17 protein-coding genes and 1 pseudogene are annotated in these 20,447 nt (G+C 68.9%); 10 read left to right on the top strand and 8 right to left on the bottom strand.

The window, feature by feature from the left end:
- Nucleotides 1–117 precede the first annotated feature (117 nt).
- Nucleotides 118–3,963, bottom strand: a complete 3,846-nt coding sequence (locus tag KBX43_RS14665) for an NACHT domain-containing NTPase (RefSeq protein WP_210884857.1) — start codon at nt 3,961–3,963, stop codon at nt 118–120.
- Nucleotides 3,964–4,096: 133 nt separating this feature from the next.
- On the opposite strand from KBX43_RS14665, the gene KBX43_RS14660 reads away from it, so the two are divergent.
- Nucleotides 4,097–5,308 carry a hypothetical protein gene (locus tag KBX43_RS14660; protein WP_210884855.1) on the top strand — a complete coding sequence of 404 codons (1,212 nt, stop codon included), beginning with the start codon at nt 4,097–4,099 and terminating at the stop codon, nt 5,306–5,308.
- On the opposite strand, the gene KBX43_RS14655 is transcribed toward KBX43_RS14660, so the two are convergent.
- The gene (locus tag KBX43_RS14655) at nt 5,302–5,805 is read right to left on the bottom strand and encodes a hypothetical protein (protein WP_210884848.1); all 504 of its coding nucleotides are present in this window, start codon (nt 5,803–5,805) and stop codon (nt 5,302–5,304) included. The two genes, KBX43_RS14660 and KBX43_RS14655, sit on opposite strands and share 7 nt — an antisense overlap.
- Nucleotides 5,806–6,429: 624 nt before the next feature.
- On the bottom strand, nt 6,430–7,212 hold the full coding sequence (locus KBX43_RS14650) for an IS5/IS1182 family transposase (RefSeq protein ID WP_043324857.1): 783 nt from the start codon (nt 7,210–7,212) through the stop codon (nt 6,430–6,432).
- Between the two features lie 654 nt (nt 7,213–7,866).
- Here KBX43_RS14650 and KBX43_RS14645 point away from each other — a divergent pair.
- From KBX43_RS14645 to KBX43_RS14630, 4 genes and pseudogenes are all read left to right on the top strand, one after another.
- Nucleotides 7,867–8,496, top strand: a complete 630-nt coding sequence (locus KBX43_RS14645; RefSeq protein WP_210884846.1) for a hypothetical protein — start codon at nt 7,867–7,869, stop codon at nt 8,494–8,496.
- A 380-nt stretch (nt 8,497–8,876) separates the two neighbouring features.
- The gene (locus KBX43_RS14640; RefSeq protein ID WP_043324855.1) at nt 8,877–9,311 is read left to right on the top strand and encodes a hypothetical protein; all 435 of its coding nucleotides are present in this window, start codon (nt 8,877–8,879) and stop codon (nt 9,309–9,311) included.
- A 350-nt stretch (nt 9,312–9,661) separates the two neighbouring features.
- Nucleotides 9,662–9,754 (top strand): annotated as a pseudogene (locus KBX43_RS14635) (IS5/IS1182 family transposase); the annotation flags it as partial.
- 206 nt (nt 9,755–9,960) lie between these two features.
- The gene (locus KBX43_RS14630) at nt 9,961–10,998 is read left to right on the top strand and encodes a DUF808 domain-containing protein (RefSeq protein WP_210884844.1); all 1,038 of its coding nucleotides are present in this window, start codon (nt 9,961–9,963) and stop codon (nt 10,996–10,998) included.
- 319 nt (nt 10,999–11,317) lie between these two features.
- On the opposite strand, the gene KBX43_RS14625 is transcribed toward KBX43_RS14630, so the two are convergent.
- Both KBX43_RS14625 and KBX43_RS14620 read right to left on the bottom strand, forming a co-directional pair.
- Entirely contained in the window at nt 11,318–12,190 is an 873-nt protein-coding gene (locus KBX43_RS14625; protein ID WP_064446367.1) for an SDR family NAD(P)-dependent oxidoreductase, read from the bottom strand.
- Nucleotides 12,191–12,551: 361 nt separating this feature from the next.
- Nucleotides 12,552–13,136, bottom strand: coding sequence for a TetR/AcrR family transcriptional regulator (locus KBX43_RS14620; RefSeq protein WP_210884841.1), 585 nt, complete (start codon nt 13,134–13,136; stop codon nt 12,552–12,554).
- Between the two features lie 92 nt (nt 13,137–13,228).
- Between KBX43_RS14620 and KBX43_RS14615 the strand changes: the two genes are divergently transcribed.
- Nucleotides 13,229–14,158, top strand: a complete 930-nt coding sequence (locus tag KBX43_RS14615) for an NmrA family NAD(P)-binding protein (RefSeq protein ID WP_210884839.1) — start codon at nt 13,229–13,231, stop codon at nt 14,156–14,158.
- Between the two features lie 148 nt (nt 14,159–14,306).
- Here KBX43_RS14615 and KBX43_RS14610 read toward each other — a convergent pair whose 3' ends face one another.
- Complete coding sequence (locus KBX43_RS14610) at nt 14,307–15,491, bottom strand: Cmx/CmrA family chloramphenicol efflux MFS transporter (protein WP_210884831.1); 1,185 nt, start codon at nt 15,489–15,491, stop codon at nt 14,307–14,309.
- Between the two features lie 535 nt (nt 15,492–16,026).
- On the opposite strand from KBX43_RS14610, the gene KBX43_RS14605 reads away from it, so the two are divergent.
- The 3 genes from KBX43_RS14605 to KBX43_RS14595 all read left to right on the top strand — a co-directional run bounded on the left by KBX43_RS14605 (nt 16,027) and on the right by KBX43_RS14595 (nt 18,411).
- Complete coding sequence (locus KBX43_RS14605) at nt 16,027–16,842, top strand: DUF1684 domain-containing protein (RefSeq protein WP_210884824.1); 816 nt, start codon at nt 16,027–16,029, stop codon at nt 16,840–16,842.
- Nucleotides 16,843–16,876: 34 nt separating this feature from the next.
- Complete coding sequence (locus KBX43_RS14600; RefSeq protein WP_210884822.1) at nt 16,877–17,410, top strand: flavin reductase family protein; 534 nt, start codon at nt 16,877–16,879, stop codon at nt 17,408–17,410.
- A gap of 92 nt (nt 17,411–17,502) precedes the next feature.
- Complete coding sequence (locus KBX43_RS14595) at nt 17,503–18,411, top strand: zinc-binding dehydrogenase (RefSeq protein ID WP_210884820.1); 909 nt, start codon at nt 17,503–17,505, stop codon at nt 18,409–18,411.
- Nucleotides 18,412–18,581: 170 nt separating this feature from the next.
- Here KBX43_RS14595 and KBX43_RS14590 read toward each other — a convergent pair whose 3' ends face one another.
- Nucleotides 18,582–19,205, bottom strand: a complete 624-nt coding sequence (locus KBX43_RS14590; RefSeq protein WP_210884818.1) for an NADPH-dependent F420 reductase — start codon at nt 19,203–19,205, stop codon at nt 18,582–18,584.
- Nucleotides 19,206–19,269: 64 nt separating this feature from the next.
- On the opposite strand from KBX43_RS14590, the gene KBX43_RS14585 reads away from it, so the two are divergent.
- Entirely contained in the window at nt 19,270–19,638 is a 369-nt protein-coding gene (locus KBX43_RS14585) for a helix-turn-helix domain-containing protein (RefSeq protein WP_069090057.1), read from the top strand.
- A gap of 137 nt (nt 19,639–19,775) precedes the next feature.
- Here the strand turns inward: KBX43_RS14585 and KBX43_RS14580 are convergent, their stop codons facing one another.
- The gene (locus tag KBX43_RS14580; RefSeq protein WP_083297135.1) at nt 19,776–20,378 is read right to left on the bottom strand and encodes a TetR/AcrR family transcriptional regulator; all 603 of its coding nucleotides are present in this window, start codon (nt 20,376–20,378) and stop codon (nt 19,776–19,778) included.
- Nucleotides 20,379–20,447: the final 69 nt, after the last annotated feature.

The following is a 20,447-nucleotide window of genomic DNA, read 5'->3' as shown; positions in this document are numbered from 1 at the left end:
CACCCCCAGGGACTCGGCCAGCCCGTAACCGAGCAGCTCGCCAAGACACAAGCCCAAGCTGCCCCTGGAGATGACGGAGATGGCTCTGACACCGCAGGCCAACGAATGGACGACTGGCTACTGGGGGTGGATCTCAGATCCGTAACGACTGTGGATGCTCTCGGCTCGCCAAAGGTTGAGCAGCTCCGGCCAGGTACTGATGCCGCCGGTGATGCGTTGCCTGCGCGTCGTGGCGTTTCGGAGCATCGCCTCCACCCGGTCGTCTTGCAGGCGAAGATCCTTGATCAGCTTCCGAATGTACGCGGCGGCCTCCTCGGAACCTTCGCGGATGCTGACGTCGATCGCACTGGTGAACACCTGGACGTCCTGCCGCGCGAGGGCTCCCATGGTGCGTTTCCAGGTACCGTACGGCAGCTCCACCATCACGTTGCGGATGGCGTGTCGCAACCGGAAGGCTCTGCGTGACTTCCACGAGTTCGTCGAGTCGGCCACCGTGATGCTCTCGATGGTCGTCGCGGTGTCGACGAGCAGCGCGGCCGCGGCGTCGGCGTCGGTCTTCGCCAGCCGGGACAAGAGGCGCCCGAGGGGTTCGAGCAGTACCGGATCGCCGGGTTTTAGGACGAGTTCGCGGACCCGTTCGAGGGTGGCGCGGCGCTCGGTGATGGTGCCGATCGGGCCGCTGTGGCAGTACAAGATGCGGCGATACTCGTATGCTCGCCTACCGAGGGTGGGATCAGGGGCCGCACCTGTCTTTTCCAGGGCTTCGAGGGCCTTGTCGAGCCGAGCGAACTCGTCGGGTGTGCTCCAACGCTCGGCGTCGTGCTCGAGGCTCGCCTTGACCACGTTTAGTACCGCCGTCAACGCGTCTCTGCCCCGGAGCTCCAGCGCGGCCACGATCGCCTTCGACTCGACGATCCGGCCGTGCTCGACCCGGGCCGCGATGGAGAAGCCGTGTCGCGCAGTGGCCGGGACCTTGCTCGCGAGCAGCGCGTGTACGAGCGGTGTGACGCGCTTTGCGAAGTCCGCCGGGAGCGCCAAGCGCTTGTGCGCCAGCTTGGTGATCGCCCCGTCGACGTAGCGTCCGTCGGTCGTGGCGAGCGCGTCGCCGATGAGATGGTCGAGCGCCTGTGGGAACTCGGCGGCCAGGTGCTCCAGGCGGGGCATGACGATCTTGCGTAGCTGACCGTCGCCGGGCCTTGGAGTGCTGCGGTGCGACCACCTGTCCAGCGCGTTGCGGGCACCAGGTATCCCACCGAGCGCCGCCGGTACGACAAGCGCAGCCAGCCGGTTGGCGTCCAGCCAGCCGGGATCCACGTCGCCCCGGACCGCCTCCGCCACGATGGCCGCCACCTCCGCGGGTGGCAACGAGCCCGCGTACAACGCCTGTCGCCACAGCGCTTTGTCCGATCGGTCTCCGCGGGTCGCCGGTGCAGCTGACCGCAGCACCTCGGCACACCGCTTCCGCGTCGCCTTGATCGCCGGACTTTCGGCAGGCTCCGGTCCCCCCGGCAACCGACATCGGTGCTCACCGTCGAGCAGATGCTTCAGGAAATAGTTTCCGATGTGCGTACGGGCCATCGGGTCCGTTGACGACATCAGAATCGCGATCAGCCTCTCGGCGAGAGCCGACTCTTGTTCACATGCCAGGTCGGCCAGCGCTCGAAGGCGTGCAGGCCCGGAGAGCCACGACGGTGGCGACCACCCGTGGTCTGGCCCGAGCGAGGCGTGCGACGACACGCCGGCCACGAGGTCCTCGGCGATGGCGACTGGGTCGGCGCCCTCTGATGCCCAGATCTGCCGGATGATGCCGGAGACGACCAGGCCAAGCTCGTTGGCACCGCTCGGGTCGGTCTTCACTTCAGGCGGAATCACGGCCAGCAGGCGGCGCAACCGGTCCGCCGGGAGCCGACACTCGGCGGCGACGGTGAGCACGGCGGCCGGGCCGTCCTGGGCACCGTCGTCGCGGGTGGCCATCCGAGCCACGTCCTCAAGACGGTCGGCGCACCAGGCCGGGTCCGCTGCGGCGAGCTCGCCGAGGAGTTCGACGACCGGCCTTCGCCGCTGTTGTGCGGCCTGCGGATCGAGTCCCAGGTACCAGGCGAGGTGCTCGGAGTCCTCGGCGGTCACCACGTCGAGGATCGGGTCGCGCCGGACGACGGCGAGGGACCTCAGCGCGCCGAACAACTCGGCGCGCACGTGGTCGTCGTCGTACTGCCAGACCAGCGCGAGGTCCTCGATCACCGAACCGAGGTCGTCATGGCGGACCCGCGAGACGAAGATCAGGTACCGGCGGCCAAGTCCCTTGCCAGCTGTCGCCAGCAGCCGGCGACCGGCGGTCTCGGTCTGCGGGCCGCGATGACGGGCCTGCGCGTACGCGGCGATCGCGACCTGCTGGACGCCGTTGTCGGCACAGCGGAGCAGGGTGGCGAACGCGCGGTCGGCGACAGCGGCGTCCTGGACCGTACGGCAGGCGTATACGAGCGCCTGCTGCGTCACCGCGCCGAGGAACGCGTCGTCGGGCCGGGCAACGGTTCGCGCGACAAGGGCGTCGAGCGCGGAGGCGCCGAGCGCGACGATGGCCCGGGCGACCGCGTACTCGAAGAAGGTCTGGTGGAAGAACTCACGCAGGCCATCGCCGACCATGTGCACCACGCTTCGGCGCACCAGAGTCTCGAGATCGTCGAGGAGTCCTTCGACCCGCCCCAGCGCCCGCGTGCTGGCATCGTCGATGCGCGGTGTCCCGGCGGCCAGCATCACGACGGCGAGCCTCTCGGCCGCGGCCGAGAGGTCGTCGTGTCGGTCGGCGCCCGCCCGATTGGTCCGCGCGTCGGTGCGCACCCGCAGCTGCCAGTACTTGTCGAAGAGATCGGTGACGTCGATCTCTGTCTCCAGCGGCTCGTCACCGGTGTGCTCGAGTTGGTGCAACTCGAACAGCATCCGCAGGGTCAGCGGCACCTGGCAGATCTGCGCGATGGGCAGGCCGCGGGCCACCGCCGTCAGGACGGCCGTGGCGATCGTTGTCGGGTCGAACCGGCCCTCGATGAAGTGCTTCGCGTGCTTCTTCACGGCCGTAGGCAGTTCCGCGTCGCTGTACGGGCCGAGTTGCAGTGTCTCGATGTCGTAGTGCTTGGCGTAGCGGCGTAGCACCTCGTACTCTCGCGGGCGGCAGGTCATGACGAGTGCGGCACCGGCGCTGGAGCAGGCCCGGATCATCTCGTCCAGAGCGGATGGAAACTCGTCGGAGCGCAGCAGCAGGTCCACGGTGTCGACCAGCAGCACCGGTGGTCCGGCGTCCCGGGACGCCGCGCGGAGGGCCCACGCGATGTCGGCGATCGGCAACGCGGTCTCGATCGCGCCTGCAGCGACGAGCCACGTGGTTCGGCCGGTTCGCCGCAGCCCCTCAGTGAGCCGCCACAGGGCGCTGGTCTTGCCAGTGCCGGGCTCGCCGACGATCACCGTGACCGACTCAGTTCGGCACCGGGCTTCGAGCTCTGCCTCGGTGCGCACCTCGCGGCTACCGGTGAAGCAGCGCTGCACGTACAGGTCTTCCAGAAACAGCTCCACCGACCGGGTGTCAACGAGGCGGTTCGCCTCGCGCATCGCCGCGTGGGTGGCCCGTTCCAGGTTTTCGACGGCTCCGGACCGCTCCGGAACGCCAGTCTGTTCGGCGACTTCTTGGACCCACTTGAGTCCGTCGTCGTCGGGGTACAAGCGGCCGTACGCCGTCAAGTATGCCTTGCAGACCGAGGCTCGTTCGTGCTCCAGGCCGCCCTCCAGCAGGAGCCGGAGATTCCTGGGTGGCAGTCCGATCTCGTACGCGTAGATCCGCTGTACGTTGGCCGGGCTCAGTTTGCCTTTGTGGGCGAAAGCCCGATTGGACAGCTCCTTGCCGTTGTAACCGAGCCAATACTGGTTCAGCGTCGAGAGGAAGAGCCTCGCCGCCTCGCGGAGGTCGTCGGGCACCGGCACATAGTTCGACCGTCCCACCACACGTTCATACCATCGGGAAGCATCCGGAAGCGATATGCGGTTGTGGATGCTTCCCGATGCTTCCGCGCCGCGAACGGCGTTCCGGCCACCCCTTCCAGGTGATTCCGTGCCCGCCATGCCGAACAACCGGGAACCCTGGCCAGCACCGCCGCCTGCGGCGCGACGCATCGCCGACGCCGTGCGCGAGGCCAACGGCGCGGCCGACTGGAAGCTGCCGCGCGAGCTGTACCGGCAGGTCATCGCGATGTTGCCGGAGCTGCCGCCGGACGAGCTGCTCGGTGCGCTCGCCGAGGCGCTCGCCGGTCTGATGCCTTCGTACGCGGGGAAGATCGGGCTGCTCGCCTCGCACACGCTCGCCGTCATGGCGGGCGCCGAGGGCGCCGAGTTGCTGGACGATGCGCTTTTTCTTCGGCTGTACCACGACGAGCGATTCACCCGTGCGGGTGAGCTCGGACGGCGGCGCCCACCACCCTTGCAGGCAGTGGTGGAGACCTGCCGCCGGCTGCGCGACGCCGAACTGCTCAGCGATCTCCTTCGCGGGGCCGGCAGCAGCGCGGTCGTCTGCGGGTCGGTCGACTATGGCGCGTTCTACAACGTCTGCACGGCATCCGACCTCGACCTCGTCGTGGTGGTGGACGGGACGAGCACCCTGGCGACGATCGCAGACCGGCTCGCCCTCCTTCCCGGCGTGGCCGACGCGGACGTAGCTCGCTTCGCTGAGCGGGCCCGGATCTTCGCCGGACGCTACGACGACGGGAACACCTCGTTCAGCCATAAGCTGACCGTTCGCGCGGACGGCTCGCCCGATCCGCTGCTGCCGATCGACGGGCCGCTCCCGCGGTACCGGATCAGCCTGCACGTCCTGACACGGCCGCTGTTGCGATACGTCCTCGTCGACCCAGTTACCCGGCTCACCGCCGACGATGCGGGCACGGCGCGGACCATGCGCGACTACCGTGAGATCACCACCGGGCGCCGGGACGTGCACCGGACGTTCGCCGGCCGGCAGCACGCGCGCGACGCGATCGTCGAGCCCGCCGAGGACGGCCACCTGCGTACGACATCGATCTACGTCATCGACGAGACGGACGCTTACTGCCTCGGGTTCGTCCAGTCGCTGTTACTCACGGCCCGGCCCGAGCCTCTGTGGGACGATCTCGGCATCCGGTCGGAGTTGGGCGCGTTCCGGCACAAACTCCGTGAGCGCCTGCGGATGGAACGTGCCCTTCACCCGTACAAAATGATGCTCTTGAGTCTTGCCCACGTGCGGCGACCGGTCCTCGGACCGCACGTGGTCCGGTCCTTGGACGGCTACTGATCCGACGGTCTGACGAGGCCTACCTCAGCGCGGGCGTCGCGCAGAAACGCGCGCTCGGCGGCCCACAGTTCGGTGAACCGCTCCGGCGGTATCGCATCGGGTCCATGCTCGGCACGGGCGACGGCGACGAGGCGTGCTCGGCGGACCAGCGCGTCGGTGGCCTCGACCACTGTGGCGGTACCGGCGACCAGGCGAATCGCGGACTTGGTGGCCTCGAGACGCTCCTTGTGCCGCGTGCCGCGCTCATCGAAGAACGGCATGTCGTCGCCCTCCCCGCTCTGGCGCGGCACCGCGGTGACCACGGCCGTTGGCGTGAGCAGGTAGGCCACGAGCTCCCGCATCGCGGTCAGGAAGTCCGTGTATGCCTTGAGCCGGATGTCCCGCCACTGTCGCTCGGTGTCCCGGCGCCACAGGCGGTCCTGCCCGCGGAGCGTCAGCCAGCCACCGAGAACGACCGCGCAAAGCGTCGCCACCGCAGTCACACCGACCTCGATCACGCGCTCAACCGTAGCAATCACGGTCCATGCTGGAATGCTCGCAGTCCGTCGATGCCTCACGGGCTCGTCGGTTGGCGGCCGGTGTGGTGATCACGTATTCAACGGCCTTCGCCGCCCTATCCTAGGATGCCTTGCGAGCTGTGTTTTCGTCAGCAGTTCAGTCTGGATAGAGCGGCAGGGCGGGTCCTTGACCGTTCGCCGTAACGGATCCGGTAACGGTGATGGTCCGCCAGGGGAGGAGTGGCCGACATGAGATGGCATTGGGACGTGATGCGTGATGCCGTTGTGTCCGGGTATGCGGATGTATCGAGCTGTTCTGGCATGGCGTGACAGAATCGTTGTAAAGCTGGGGGTCAAGGGGTCGTCGGTTCGAATCCGGCCGTCCCGACAAAGAAGAAGCCCTGACCAGCGGGAACACTGGTCAGGGCTTTGATTTTCTTCGATGGAGATTTGAACCGCCCCCCGAAAACCCCCCGTTTACGCGGTGCGGCAACCAAGTTCGTCATCGGTGTGCATCGTTCTCTCCTGGTGACGATCCTTGGGTGCTCGGGTGGCTGCTGAGCCGTTCGAGGATGCCGGACACGTCTGGGGCTTGTACCGGCTTGGCGATGTAGTGAGCCGTCTTCATCCTGTGTAGCGGCTGGTCTCGGCGCTGTGCAGGACGAGGATGGCCTTCACGATCGCCGTAGCGCGGCGGGGACAGCAACGCAGCTTGGTCAGGATCTTCCAGGTCTTCAGCGTGGCGATGGCTCGTTCGCCGCGGGCGCGGAGCCGGGCATGACCACGGTTGACGGCCCGCTGGCGGCGGGACAGATTCGGTCGGTATCGGTGGCGCTTGAACGGCGTGCGCACGCTTCCGCTGGCTCCCTGATAGCCCTTGTCTGCGAAGGTCAGCACGTTTGCGCTGGTCAGCGCGTCGATCAGTCTCTGGGTGCGGGCGGCGGTGAGGTCGTGGACCGCGCCGGGCAGCGCGGCCGACGCCCAGACCAACCGCCCGGCCGGGTCGGCCAGGACCTGCACGTTCACCCCGTGGCGCTTGTGCTTACCGGAGTAGTAGGGCCGCTGGTCAGCGACCCGGTCGATGGGAATCAGCGTGCCGTCGAGGATCGCGTACGCCAACCGGGCAGCCCGACGCATGGCGGCGGTGAGGTCGTCGGCGCAGGCGGCGAGCAGGTCGACGGCCTCGCGTAGGTACCGCCACACGGTGGCCACCGACACCTCGAAGCCGGCCGCGAGGCGGGTGAGGGTGTCGCCGTTGCGCAGGTGGGCCAGGGCCATCAGCGCTTGCTGCTGCGCAGGCAGCCTGCGCCAGCGGCCGCCGAGCGCACGTCGGCGGTCGCGGATCAGCTCGGTCAGGCGGGTCAGGCTGCGCGTGGACAGCGGGATGCTGGCAGGATAGGTCAGCAACGAAGCTCCCGTGCTGGGCAGTGCGTCTTGGTCGACTGCTGTCCTACCGGGAGCTTCGTCCTATCCGGACAATCGACACGCCACCCCCGCCTACCTGCTCAACCGCCCTTGATCACGATGAAAAGAGCTCAATGATCCAGTCCTGGTGCACAATTGCGGTGGCTCTCGCCCTCGGCATGATGCGACATGCGCATGCGCATGCGCAGATACCGGCATTGTCACCGGATACCACCCGCAGGTGGGAGACACGGTTGTTCTCGGTAGAGCGGAGCTGGGAGTCCCGCTCGCCGAGAAGTTGAATGGAGTCCATTGCAATGGCAAGGCATACGCCAACATCGGGGAGAACGGTAATCCGCAATGGGTGAACGAAGTTCAGAATGCACTCGGTAATGATGGGATGAACATCGCCGTCGACCTAGGTGGGCTCGACGCGAAGGCGGGTTGGGGTCCCAGAGAGATCTTCGAGGCGGCGGCAAGGCGTGGGAGCGGGCCGGGAGGCTGGAGGGGCAACGCGGGTACGGACTGGGAAATGAGACAGATTATGCTCAAATCCTTCCGAAATCCGAATCTTGCTGGCCGGATAACTTGGTACCTGAACGGTTCGAATGTCACTTCGGCCATGCGAGGCGTACTGGAATGGGAACGGATGCGCCAATGTCTGAGAAGAATCTGGTTGGTGCGCTTAACGGCGAGTTGGATCACTCTCTTGCGCTGAAATTTACGGTGGGCATTGCTTCGGCCGGCACTGCAGTAGCCGTCCTTTCGGTTGGGGAACGATTCGTAAACGTGATCGATAACGATGGCTCATACTTGCTGTCATTCAACTGGAAGGAGCGGCAGCAGGCGCACGGGCAAACCTCCGACATCTCCCACGTCGCCGACGCGGCACGGCGCTGGGTAGAAGGTTCAGGTCTAGAGGATCTCGCCGCCGACCATCCGTTCATCAAGTTCTCCGGGCTTCAACTCGCCTATGAGAGAGGGACTGCTGCCGAGTACCAATGGGCTGCGCTACTTGCCTCGGTTGAAGAAGAGGATCACATCTTCCGGGGCCTTGTTCTCCTGGCCTCGCGTGACAGCGTCCTCAATCGATTCTTTCCTCGCCTGGGCCACCGTTTCGCGTTGTCTGTCGACGAATACAGCGACGGCATTCTCGTCGCGGTGTTCGTCCGCCGTCCCGGACGGTTTGTCATCTTCGGTGACGACGACGGCGTCGAATTCGAGGGTGATGCGGCCCAGATGGTCGACTATTTGGTCGCGCGGCTTCGCGATCGGGTCCCCCGGTGAGCACCCGCCTTCGGGTGGGAGGATGGCCTGGTCGCCAACGTCACTCGGGTTCGGCGTTCCGTCCGCATCCGCTCCTCGACGAACCAGTACTGGTTGGCCCGGTCGGCCAGCGTCGCCCGCCCGCCCGGCGGCAAGGCCAACGCCGGGCGCCGCGACCCCTCCGCGACACGCGCCGACCTGCTGGCCGAGATCGTCGCCCCGCAGCTCGAACTCTCAGCTGGCCATAGCTCGGACCGCTTCTCGATCAAGCCGGCCAATGGTCGGATGTCCCCAGCCCGACGGCTCGCCAGGTCGAGGTCCCCGCTTGACGAAACCCATAGGGACACCCCCCCGCAGCGGGCCGGCCGTCGGTCCCTCGTTCACGCCACTGGAGAGGTGCCATGACCTCCACGTTTGCCCGACGGTTGACGGGCGCGGTCGGCCAGGTCGCGTTGGGCGCGATGCTGCTCGGTGCCGGCATCGCCCACCTGACAGTCGCGCGCCAGGAGTTCTTGGCGCAGGTGCCCTCCTGGCTCCCGCTCGACGCCGATCTCGTCGTCGTCGCCTCCGGAGTGGTCGAGATCTGTCTCGGGCTGGCCCTGCTCGCGGCTTGGAGACAGCCCGTACGCGGCCTCACCGGAGCGGTCGTAGCCGCCTTCTTCGTCGCGGTCTTCCCGGGCAACATCGCTCAGTTCACCGAAGGGCGTGACGGATTCGGCCTGGACACCGACGCGGCACGGGCGGTCCGCCTGCTCTTCCAGCCGCTGCTCGTACTCTGGGCGCTCGCCGCCACCAACGCGGTTCCCGCGCTCCGCTCACTGCGCCGTAGCCCCTGACACACGAACCGAATCCAACGGCATCCGTCAGCCCGGCTGCCGTTCGCTACCTGGGCGCCAGTTGCAGATCGTCTCTGATGACGACCATGTATGCCCAGATGCCGTCGCCGCACCGACACGAACCCCCATGCCGGCGAGCAGCGTGTCACGATGAACGGGGGTGGGCCGTTCTCGACCGTCGCGACTGCGGCGGCCGGGTGGACGCCCCGGACTTTGACGGGTGCGCTGTTGATGGGGGACCGTGGCGCCGTGGATCTGGTGACGCCCTGTCGTCGCCCCTCGTGTCGCCAGGCCGCGAGGCTGCTCAGCAACTGGATTGTCGCTCCAGTCGCTGTCTGCCGAGGGCGGCCCGTCTACTGCCCCTGGTCGACGAGATCCCGCCGATCAAAGGCATCCGCGGCCGACCCGGACAGCGACCGAAACGCATCTACGCCGACCCTGGCTAACGGCGACCGCGGCGGACGGGCTCGGCCTGAGCTGGCGCCAGGTTGATGACCCGGGCGCGGTGGTGGCGGGTCGTCGGCTGAGCGCGATAGACGCTTACCTCGAGCTCTCGCCCGATATACGGCCGGGCGGTGGCTTGCCGCGCACAGGACCTGAGCGAGAATGGGCCAGTTCGAACTCTGCGCAACCCTGGAAGGACCCTCCCTTGGCCGGTGGACTCGTAGCCCTGCTGGATGACGTGGCGGTGCTGGCCCGAGCCGCTGCCGCGTCGATCGATGACATCGGGGCGGGCGCCGCGAAGGCCGGCGCCAAGGCTGCGGGCGTCGTCGTCGACGATGCTGCCGTCACGCCGCAGTACGTGCGGAGCCTGGCGGCCGAGCGCGAGTTGCCGATTATCAAGCGCATTGCCCTGGGGTCGCTGCGCAACAAGTTCTTCATCATCCTGCCGGCCATGCTGCTGCTCAGTCAGTTCGTGCCCTGGCTGCTCACTCCGATCCTCATGCTCGGCGGCGCCTACCTCTGTTACGAAGGCGCGGAGAAGGTGTGGGCCAAGATCTCCCATCACGATGCCCACGGCGCGGGCGAGGAAGAGGTGCAGGACGAGACGACACTGGTGTCCGGGGCGGTACGAACCGACCTGATCCTCTCGGCGGAGATCATGGTCATCAGCCTCAACGAGGTGATCAATGAGGCGTTCTGGTCCCGCCTGGCGATCCTGGCGGTCGTCGCCGTCGTCATAACCGTCATGGTGTACGGCGTGGTGGCCCTGATCGTAAAGATGGACGACGCCGGGCTGCGCCTGTCGCAACGTTCCGGCGCCGTCGCCACGTTCGGCCGCGGTCTGGTGAGGGCGATGCCGGTAGTCCTCACCGTGCTGACGGTGGTCGGCACCGCGGCGATGCTGTGGGTGGGCGGGCACATCCTGCTGCTAGGCACGAACGAGCTGAACCTGCACTTCCTGTACGAGGCCGTGCACCACGTGGAGGTCGCCGCCCACGACTCCACGGGTGCGCTCGGCGGGCTCGTCGGCTGGCTCGTCAACACGGTGGCCAGCGCGATCCTCGGGCTGATCGTCGGAGCGCTGGTCGTACTGGTCATGACTCTCACGCTCCACCGCCGCAAATCCAAGCCTGCGGCTGCGACTGCGGCGGCCACGACTCGTACTGACGGCACCATCCCCGCCCAGCCGAGCCGTGCAGCTCAGCGTCGCGACGATCCTGCGGACCGAGCGCCGCGCGGTTGACGCACATCATCGCAACTCGACTGCGGGGTCAGGCGTTCTGGTGCTGAACCGCGCTTGGTACTCCAGCCGCACCTGGTGGGGTCGGAGTCTTCGCTGGTAGTGGGCCGTTTTGGCGCGGTATTGGTGTCGTCGTCGCCATCGTGACCTACCGACTCGGCATCCGGTTCGACCGGATGCTGGAAGCGGCCCAACGTCGGCGGAGCCGGGCGTTGAGAGCTGGGCGAATAGGTCGCGGGCACTCCCGCAGTCGGGATGTGCCGTTCCGGAGTCAGCGCTCGACGCCGAACTGGATGCCGCCTCGGCCATCAGCGTACGGCGATCAGAACGGGCGAACCGCGGGCGGCATACCTGGGAAGTCCGCCGACTCGCTCACCGACGCCCACTTCTCGACGTCGTCGAGCGCTGCACGGTAGGCGCGGGTGAGGTTGCGAACCGCCTCGGCGCCGAGCGGGAGCCGGAGCGGCGCGTCGGGTGTGTCGAGCATGTTCCGGATCACCCGGGCGGCTCGTGCCGGGTCGCCCTCCTGGATGCCGTCGGCTCCCTCCATGTTCGCGCGCACGGCACCGGTGACCCCCTCGTAGATCGAGCTCTGCCGCGCTGTGTTGAGCACGTCCGCGGCGTTGAACGCGGTGCGGAATCGACTGGGCTCGACGATGAGGACACGGATGCCGAACGGTGCGACCTCGCCCGCCAGCGCCTCCGACCAGCCCTCGAGCGCGAACTTGCCGGCTGAGTAGCTGCCGACGGCGGGAAACGACATCCGCCCGCCCTGGCTGCTCATCTGCACGACCGCACCAGAGCGACGTTCCCTCATGTGGGGCAGCACGGCACGCACGTAGGCGGCCGGGCCGAACAGGTGCTGCTCGAGCATGGCCCGCAGAGCAGCGTCCGTGATCTCTTCGGCGGCGCCGACCTGTCCGGCGCCTGCATTGTTGACGAGCACGTCGACGCGCCCGAACACCTCCAGCGCCCGCTGCACGACACCGGCCGCTCCGGCCGTGTCGCGCACATCGTGCGCGACGGCGAGGAGCCCATCCCCGTACCGCGCCTTGAGCCCGTCGAAGCGGTCGGCCCGTCGCGCGGTCCCGATCACATGCTCGCCAGCCTGGAGTGCCGCCTCGGCGAGCCCCAGACCGAGGCCGGAACTCGCGCCCGTGATGATCCATGTTCTCGTCTCGGCTGTCGTGGTCACGGCCCCGACACTAGAGCTTCGAGCGCGCTTGAAAGCAAGCCGCGCTCAGGCTCCGGAGGCGACGAGTGGTCCCGCCCGCTTGATCCTCTGCGCGACGATCTCGGTTTCGACGCTGTGCACGCCGGGGAGCGCACCGCGCACCGTTTGCGTTTCAGGCTGGAAACCGAGTTGTCGGTAGACCTCGGCCTTGTCGGCTGGGTCGGCACAGTGAGACTGAACTGGTTGCCGTAGAAGGCGCGGTGGGGTTCGCCGACCACGACGGCGCAGGGTAGGCCCGCGAGCCGTGGCTCGGACCGCTATCTGGTCCGGCGTAGCCGGCCCGAGCTACGGCTTGCGATCAGGCCGTGGCCCGGGGGCGTGGTCAGGCACCTGGTTTCGGAAGTGGGCTGTGCTGTGCGGGTTCCTGCGGTGTCACCGTGAACCCCGTCATGGCCAGCGAGAGCAGGCGGGTCGCTGTGGTACCGGGGTCGCGGTCGTTCTCGGTCGCCAGGGCGATCCCGGTGACCAGCGTCGACAGGTCGCCGAAGGTGACGTCGGGCGCCAGCACTCCGGCCTCGGCGGCTCGGCGTACCAGTGGCTCACCCGCCTCGGACAGTTGGTCGGACGCGCAGTAGGCGCTTTCGACGCGGCCGCGGTTCAGCGCCTCGGCCAGGCCCCGGATCGTGGCGGCGGCCCGCGTCATCTCGATCAGGAATTCGACGAGCGCGGCCCTGGGGTCCGGTTTGCCCACTAGTTCGCCCGCGCGGGCGCAGAGGGCGTCGATGCGCTCCCGGAAGACGGCTTCGAGCAGGGCGTGGCGGGTCGGGAAGTGGCGGCGGACCGTGCCGGAGCCCACCCCGGCGGTCCGGGCGATCTGTTCCAGCGACGCGTCGGCCCCGTGCTCGGCAACCGCCTCCGCTGCCACCGCGAGCAGAAGTTCGTAGTTGCGGCGTGCGTCTGCTCGCATGTCTCACCTCGGCGTTGCTAAGCGGCGGGGCCCGCCGTATCTTAGCAAGCATAAACGGCGGGCCCCGCCGTTTCTTGGGTCGAGGAGTGTCCATGTCTGATCGAGCACCAGTACTGGTCACCGGCGCTACCGGCCAGCAGGGCGGGGCAACCGCCCGCGCCCTGCTCGCCGCCGGCGTCCCGGTGTGCGCCCTGGTCCGTAACCCTGCTGCCGCCAAGGCCGCCGCAGTCGCCGCCCTCGGCGCCGAGCTGGTCACCGGCGATCTCCGCGACCCCGCATCGCTGGTCCCGGCCGCCCGGGGCGCCCGCGCCGTCTTCTCCGTGCAGATGCCGGAGCTGCGCGGCGACACCTGGGACTTCGAGAGCGAACTCGCCCAGGGCGTCAACCTGATCGAGGCCGCGCTGGCCGCGGAGGTCCCGCAGTTCGTGCACACCTCGGTGTCCGGCGCCGGGCGGCACGAGGACGCCCCCGGCTGGACCGACGGACGCTGGGCCGCGATGGAGCGCGTCTTCCTGCCCAAGGCCGGCATGCAGGAACGCGTCCGGGCCGCCGGCTTCGATCGGTGGACGCTGATCAAGCCGGGCTTCTTCATGGAGAACTTCCTGCCCGACCTGGCCTACCTGCTGCCGCGGGGCATCGCGGGCGGGCTCGCGACGGTCCTCCGGCCGCAGACCCACCTGTCGCTGGTCGCCGTCGACGACATCGGTCGCGCGGCCGCAGCTGCCGTCGCCGACCCCGACCGCTTCCACCGCGTCGAACTCGAACTGGCCGGCGACCACCTGCCGATGACGGAAATCGCGAAGATCATCGGTGAGTCGCTCGGCATCGACGGCACCGCTCCCGACATGACCGAGGCGGAAGCGCTTGCCGCCGGCATGCCGCCGTGGGCCACCACCTCCCACGAGTTCTTGAACGTCGCCGGGCAGCCGGCCCGGCCGGAGTTCGCGCGCGCCCTCGGCATCCCCCTGACCCCGTTCGCTGAGTGGGCCGACCGCCACCTGCGCCCCCTCCGTCAGGGCTGACGCCAAGGCTTGGTCATTGTCACGCCCATGGACACGCCGTCCGGCCCAAGTCGGCGAGTTTGTCGGCGCGACGTGAGCGATCGGTCGAGTTCGACATCGTCGACGAGCCGCCGACGGCCGTCGACGTTGCGCGGAGCATTCGCGTGAGTCACCGGACGACCTCCCCACTCCGGTTCCGTGGCGCGATCAGCCCCACCGATGGAAGCAGCATGAGCAGGGCAAGCCCAGTCAGGAGAGAAGCCACCCACACGGGGCCGAGGTCGCTGGAATCCGACAGCGTCAGGGCCGCAAGTGCCGGGCCGGCGGCGGCTCCTATGTTGAGCGCGGCGGTTGCGTAGGAACCTCCCATGCTGGGCGCTTCGGATGCTGCGTAGAGCACCCGCGCGATGAGCGTGCTACCCACCGCGAAAGCCAGGATGCCCTGGACGAAGACGAGGATCAGCAGCAGTACGGGGTGTGTGGCGACGAGTGCGAGTGCCAGCCACCCCAGGAACAGGAGGGGAGCGGCCACTCCGAGAATCGGACGAGGGCGCCGGTCGGAGAGCCGCCCGGCGGCAGTGACGCCGATGAACGATCCGATGCCGAACACGACCAGGGCCAGCGGTACCCACACCTCGTCCAGTCCTGCGGTCTCGGTGACGACGGGTGCAAGAAAGGTGAACGCCGCGAAGGTCCCGCCGTTGACAAACGCTCCGAGCAGCATTGCCACGAGCAGTCGGGGCTTTCGGAGTTGCGCGAGTTCGAAGGCCAGAGACGCGCCGGCGGCGGGCCCTTCCGCTGTCGGCTCCGAGCGGGGCCGGATCCCCGCGAGGATGCCGACAGCGGCGGGGACACACAGCAGCGCGACTGCCCAGAAGGTCGCTCGCCACCCCATCGCGGTGCCGAGCAGCGCGCCCGCCGGCACGCCTGCGACGACAGCGATCGTCGTACCGGAAAGGAGGGCCGCCAAGGCACGCCCCTTCTGGTTCGGGGCCACGAGACCGGTCGCGGTGGTGAGGGCGGCGGCCAGGAAGCCGGCGTTGGCAACCGCAGCCAGGACACGGGTTGCGAACAGCACGGAGAAGGACGGGGTTGTCGCGGCGACGACGTGGCAGAGAGTGAAGATCGCCACGAATCCAAGGAGCGTGGTCCGTGCCGGCCACCGACGTGCGAAGGCAGCCATGAGGGGTGAGCCGACGATCATCCCGACCGCGAAGGCGGAGGTGAGCAGTCCGGCGGACCCGACGGAGACATCGAGGCTCGTGGCGATGTCGGGCACAAGGCCCGCGAGCATGAATTCAGAGGTGCCCATGGCGAAGACGGCGAGGGCAAGAAGATGGAGAGCGAAAGGCATCGAGTTGCTCCGAGGCATGAAACGGACAGAAGGCGTCTCGTCACCACGGCCAACCCGGGGGTCGAACAACCGCCCACACGTATGCGGTAGTGGGCGGGAGGCTGGAACCTCAGTGGTTCAGGGGCTGACGGCGTGGCCGAAAGCCCCCGAAGTGTCCGACTCGGGGCTCGACATGGACGCCACTTTACCGATGGCTGCCCGGCTCCCGCACATCCATTTTCGATGAGGCAGGCCGCGCGACAGCTGCCTGGTTCGGCCCATTCCGGTAGACGTTGCGATGGCCACGCGATGCTGAGTAGCTCCGGGGCTTGAAATCCTACTTGCTCAGTAGGAAACTTGATCCATGCTGCTTGTTCGGCTGTTCACCTCCCGCCGGGTCGTCGACCTGATGCGGGTCGCCGCGCAGCTCTGTCGCGTGGCGACCCTTTCGGCCTGAGCGGGCGCTCGCTGCCTCTCGGTCCTCGTCCCGCCGGCTCGCGTCCGGCACCTCCGCGCCCGTTTCCGAGCGGCCGCACGTCAACGAGAGGGATCCGTCATGAACAGTGAACCCGCACCGTCCGCACCCCCCGACGCCGCACGACCCACCCGCGCGTTCGCCGACGACTGGCAGGAGTGGCACCGCCGGCACGAGGAGGCGCGGGCGGACCGCCACGGCTTCCTCGCCGTGGCCGGACTGCACTGGCTCACCGCGGAGCCGCAGCGGTTCCCCGGTGTGCCCGGGGAGTGGCGCACCGGGACGGACGGGCCGGTGGTGACCCTCGCCGACGACGAGGAGATCGTCGTCGACGGCCGGCGCATCCGGAAGAGGCATCAGTTCGGGGTGATCGCCGAGCGCGCCGGGATCACCGTGGAGATCGACGGTGGTGTCCTCGAGGTGGCCCGGCGGGGTGGGCGCGACATCCTCCGACCCCGACGCCCCGACCACCCGCTGCGGACGCGCTACCGGGGCACCGCCACCTTCCCGCCCGCCGAGCGGTGGGTGCTCCAAGGGCGGTTCGTGCCGTTCGAGCGTCCCCGGCCCACCACGGTCGGCGCTGCCGTGGAGGGGCTCCAGCACATCTACGACGCGCCCGGCCGGATCGAGTTCTGCGTCGACGGGCTGCCGCTGAGCCTGACCGCGTTCAACGGTGTGACGTCCGGCAGCCTGTCGGTGTCGCTGGCCGTCGGCGCGCCGGACGAGCAGGGCCGGGTGACGCTGGACTTCAACCGGGCCGTCAACCTGCCGTGCGCGTACACCGACTTCGCGACGTGCCCGCTGCCACCGACGGAGAACCGGCTGCCGGTCGCCGTCGAGGCCGGGGAGAAGATCCCGTACGAGCGGCTGGCGGCCGACCCCGCCGCCCGTTCCTAGCGCTCCGCGCCCACACCACTCGGGAGGAACGCCCATGACCTCGTCCGCCGACGACCCGATGGACGCCGACGCCGACGCGCTACGCAGGTTGCTGCGCCACCAGGCCAGCACCGTCACTGTGGTCACCGCCCCCGGTGCGCCGCCGGTGGGCTTCACCGCGACATCGTTCACGTCGGTGTCGCTGACGCCGCCGATCGTCTCGTTCTGCCTGAACCTCGGCTCGTCCACGTGGCCGACGCTGGCGCAGGCCCGGCACGTGGCGGTGCACCTGCTCGCACACGGCCAGCACAAGTTGGCCCATACCTTCGCCACGAGCGGCGTCGACCGCTTCGCCGCTCCGACCCGCTGGCGGCCCGGGCCGAACGGACTGCCGATCCTCGACGGCGCCCTGGCCTGGCTGGCGTGCCGGGTCGTCGACCGGGTGGTCGTCGGCGATCACGCGGTCGTGCTGGCCGAGCCGGAGTTGCTCCGGCACGCCGATGTCGGCTCTCCGCTGCTCTACCACCGGGGTCGCTACGCCGGTCTCGCGGACGCTCCGGACGGCACGGCCCGTCGCGCCGCCGCCTGACCATCGGGCCGGCGTCTTGCGCCGGTCGTCGTCGACAGGGTCGCCACTGTGGGCCACCTGTCGGGAACCTGGCGAGGACCGAAGGAGGTCGTATGCGTGCGATCGTCGCCGCTCCGGGCACCGTCGACGGGTTCCGGGTGACCGATGTCCCCGAGCCCGAATGCGGGCCGGGGCAGGTGCTGGTCGAGGTGCGGCATGCCGCCGTCAACAACGGCGAGATCCGTCACCTCGACCTCTGGCCGGCCGGACAGGTGCTCGGGCACGACGCCGCCGGAGAGGTGCTGCGCGCCGCCGAAAGCGGCACCGGTCCCCGGGTGGGCGACCGGGTGCTCGCCTTCGGACCGGGCGCGTGGGCCCAACTCGCGGTGTTCGACCTGGACAGCGTCGCGGTGGTGCCCCCCGATGTCGACCTGTCCGAGGTTGCCGCGCTGCCGATGGTCGGCCTCACCGCGCTGCGGACGCTGCGTGAGTCCGGTCCGCTGCCCGGGCGTCGCGTACTGATCACCGGGGCGTCCGGGGGAGTGGGCCGAGTTGCCGTCCAGTTGGCTCGGCACGGGGGCGCGTACGTGATCGCCGCGGTCGGGTCGGCGTCCCGGGGCGACGGGCTGGCGGCGCTGGGGGCCGACGAGGTGGTGGTCGGCCTGAAGGGTGTCGGCGACCCGGTCGACGTGGTGCTGGACACCGTGGGAGGCGCCCAGCTGGTGGTCGCGTGGGGTCTGCTCGCGCCGGGCGGGGTGCTGCACAGCATTGGCTGGGCCTCCGGTGAGCCGGCCGTCTTTCCGGTGAACTCGACCTTCGCCCCGGGCGCGTCCCGGACGCTGCGGTCCTTCGGCGACACCACCGCCCCGGCCGCCGATCTGGCGCTGCTGGTGGACCTCGTGGCTCAGGGGGCGCTGCGGGCGCCGATCGGCTGGCGCGGATCGTGGCGTCACCTCGGGGGCGCGATCGAGGCGCTGCGGGAACGACGGGTGCCGGGCAAGGTCCTGCTCGATCTGGACTGACTGTGACGCGCAGCGGTGAGTGCCCGGCGGATCGGTCCCGGCCCGGAGCGGGTCTAGGTCGACCCGCCGGACACATTCGGATTGGGCAAGTGGGAGATCGACGGGTGGGAGAGCAGACGGCGCTCCCGGCGGGGACCGTCCGCCTCCACGAGCGGCCTGTCGGACACATGTCAGCGGGGAACCGACGGAATCGCCGACTGCGGGTCGACCCCGGCGAACGCCAGCCCGATGACAAAGCCGGCGACCTCCTCCAACTGTCGTACCCGGTCGAGCGTTCCGAGGACCGCGGGAACTCCACCGACGTCTCGCACGAGCGACCCGACGACATCGAGTGCGCGCTCGTCGTCACCGCACATGGCGACCGTGACCGGTCCGGCATCGGGCGTCACCCACCGCTCGGCCGGGAAGAGATGGAAAGCCTTGACCACGTGCGCGCCGGGTGCGAGGGCGGCGATGTGGCCGGCGGCCGACCGGGCGGGTTCCGTCCGGAGGGTGCCGACACCGTGCTCGACGGCGTTCGTCGGGTCGATCAGGGCGAGGCCGGCCAGTGCGCCGGCGGGCCCGCCGGCCGCTGTCAGCATCTCGGTGATGCCGTCCCAGTGGACCGCGAGCAGAACCGCGTCGGTGCCGGCGGCGACCGTCGGCACGGGCCGCGCGGTGCCGCCGATCCGGTTCGCGATCGCTTCGGCGGCGGCCGTCGAGCGACCCCCGATGATGATGTCGTGTCCGGCCCGGGCCCAGCCGGTGGCCAGTGCCGTGGCGAGGTTGCCGGTGCCGAGGATTCCGATACGCATACCGTCACGCTAGGCAGGCCGACGCGCACCGGATGGTGCATGTCGGGCGTGCCAGGATGGGCGCATGGGTGACGGCGACCTCTGCGAGGAACTCGTGGCTGACTGCCGGATGCGGATGGCGACGGACCTGTTCGCGCACACGTGGGATGCGGTCGTGCTGGCCGCGCTGGCCGAGGGCGCCCTCCGCCGCCGCTCACTGCGGGCACGCATCGGAGGAATCAGCGACAAGGCGCTTACCGAGGCCGTACACAGGCTGGTCGGCAACGGCCTGGTCGAGCGGCGGTTCTTCCCCCAGGCGCCGCCCCGGGTCGATTACGCGCTCACCGATCTCGGCCGCAGCTTCGCCGACGGCCCGATGCGGGCGCTGGGCGTCTGGGTCACCGAGCATGGCGACGAACTGTTCGAGGCGCAGGAGCGGCTCAGCGCGTCGTAGCACCGCGAACGGCCCGGGCCGTTCGCGTACCCCACCCACTGAACCGCCCGGAGTCGTCGGGGTCGGCGATGACCTCAACGGGAAGCCCGTCACTGTGACGGGGCCGTGAGGTTTCCATACGCCCATTGGCGTGGACGCTACGTGCCTCGCGCCGGGTCGTGCTCACTCCAGCCCTGATCGAGGATCCGGAATCCCGCGTCGAGCATCGGATCGGTGTCACTCGTCACGAGTAGCTGGATCTGGAGGGCGAACCGGGCGTAGATCCGGATGTCGTCGCTCGGCTGGGACAGGCCGAGATCCTCGGTGATGGCTGCGACGAGTGCGTCCTCATGGCGGAGCCACATCCGGGAGGCGTACTCCTGGAGGGCCGGTGTGGCTTCCATCAGCGACATGACCCGGCGGCGGAGCGGCGCTTCCTCGCCGGACCACATGGCGACGAATTCGGAGCGGTAGTGGGCCTTCAGCGCTTCCGAGATCGAGAGGCCGGCCGGCCGCTCGCGCACGGCGGCGACGAGTCGCTCGCGTTGCGCGTCTTCCTCGTGGAAGAGGAGTGCCTCCTTCTGGGGGAAGTGGGCGAAGACAGTGGTGGGGGAGACGTCCGCCTGGTCGGCGATCTCCCGCACGCTCACCGCGTCGAAGCCGCGCTCGAGGAACAGCTCCTGCGCAGCTCGCAGGATCGAGGCCCTGGTCACGGCCTTCTTGCGCTCGCGCCGCCCAGTTCGATTCGGCTCCCTTGCCATGCCGTCATCGTACAACTCTGACCATGATGGTATTGACACCAAAACTGGTATCACTACACTTCCGTAGTG

The organism is Micromonospora sp. C41 (genome assembly GCF_018070485.1).
GTDB classification, from domain to species: Bacteria; Actinomycetota; Actinomycetes; order Mycobacteriales; family Micromonosporaceae; genus Micromonospora; species Micromonospora chalcea.
This window is presented reverse-complemented; position numbering and strand designations above follow the sequence as displayed.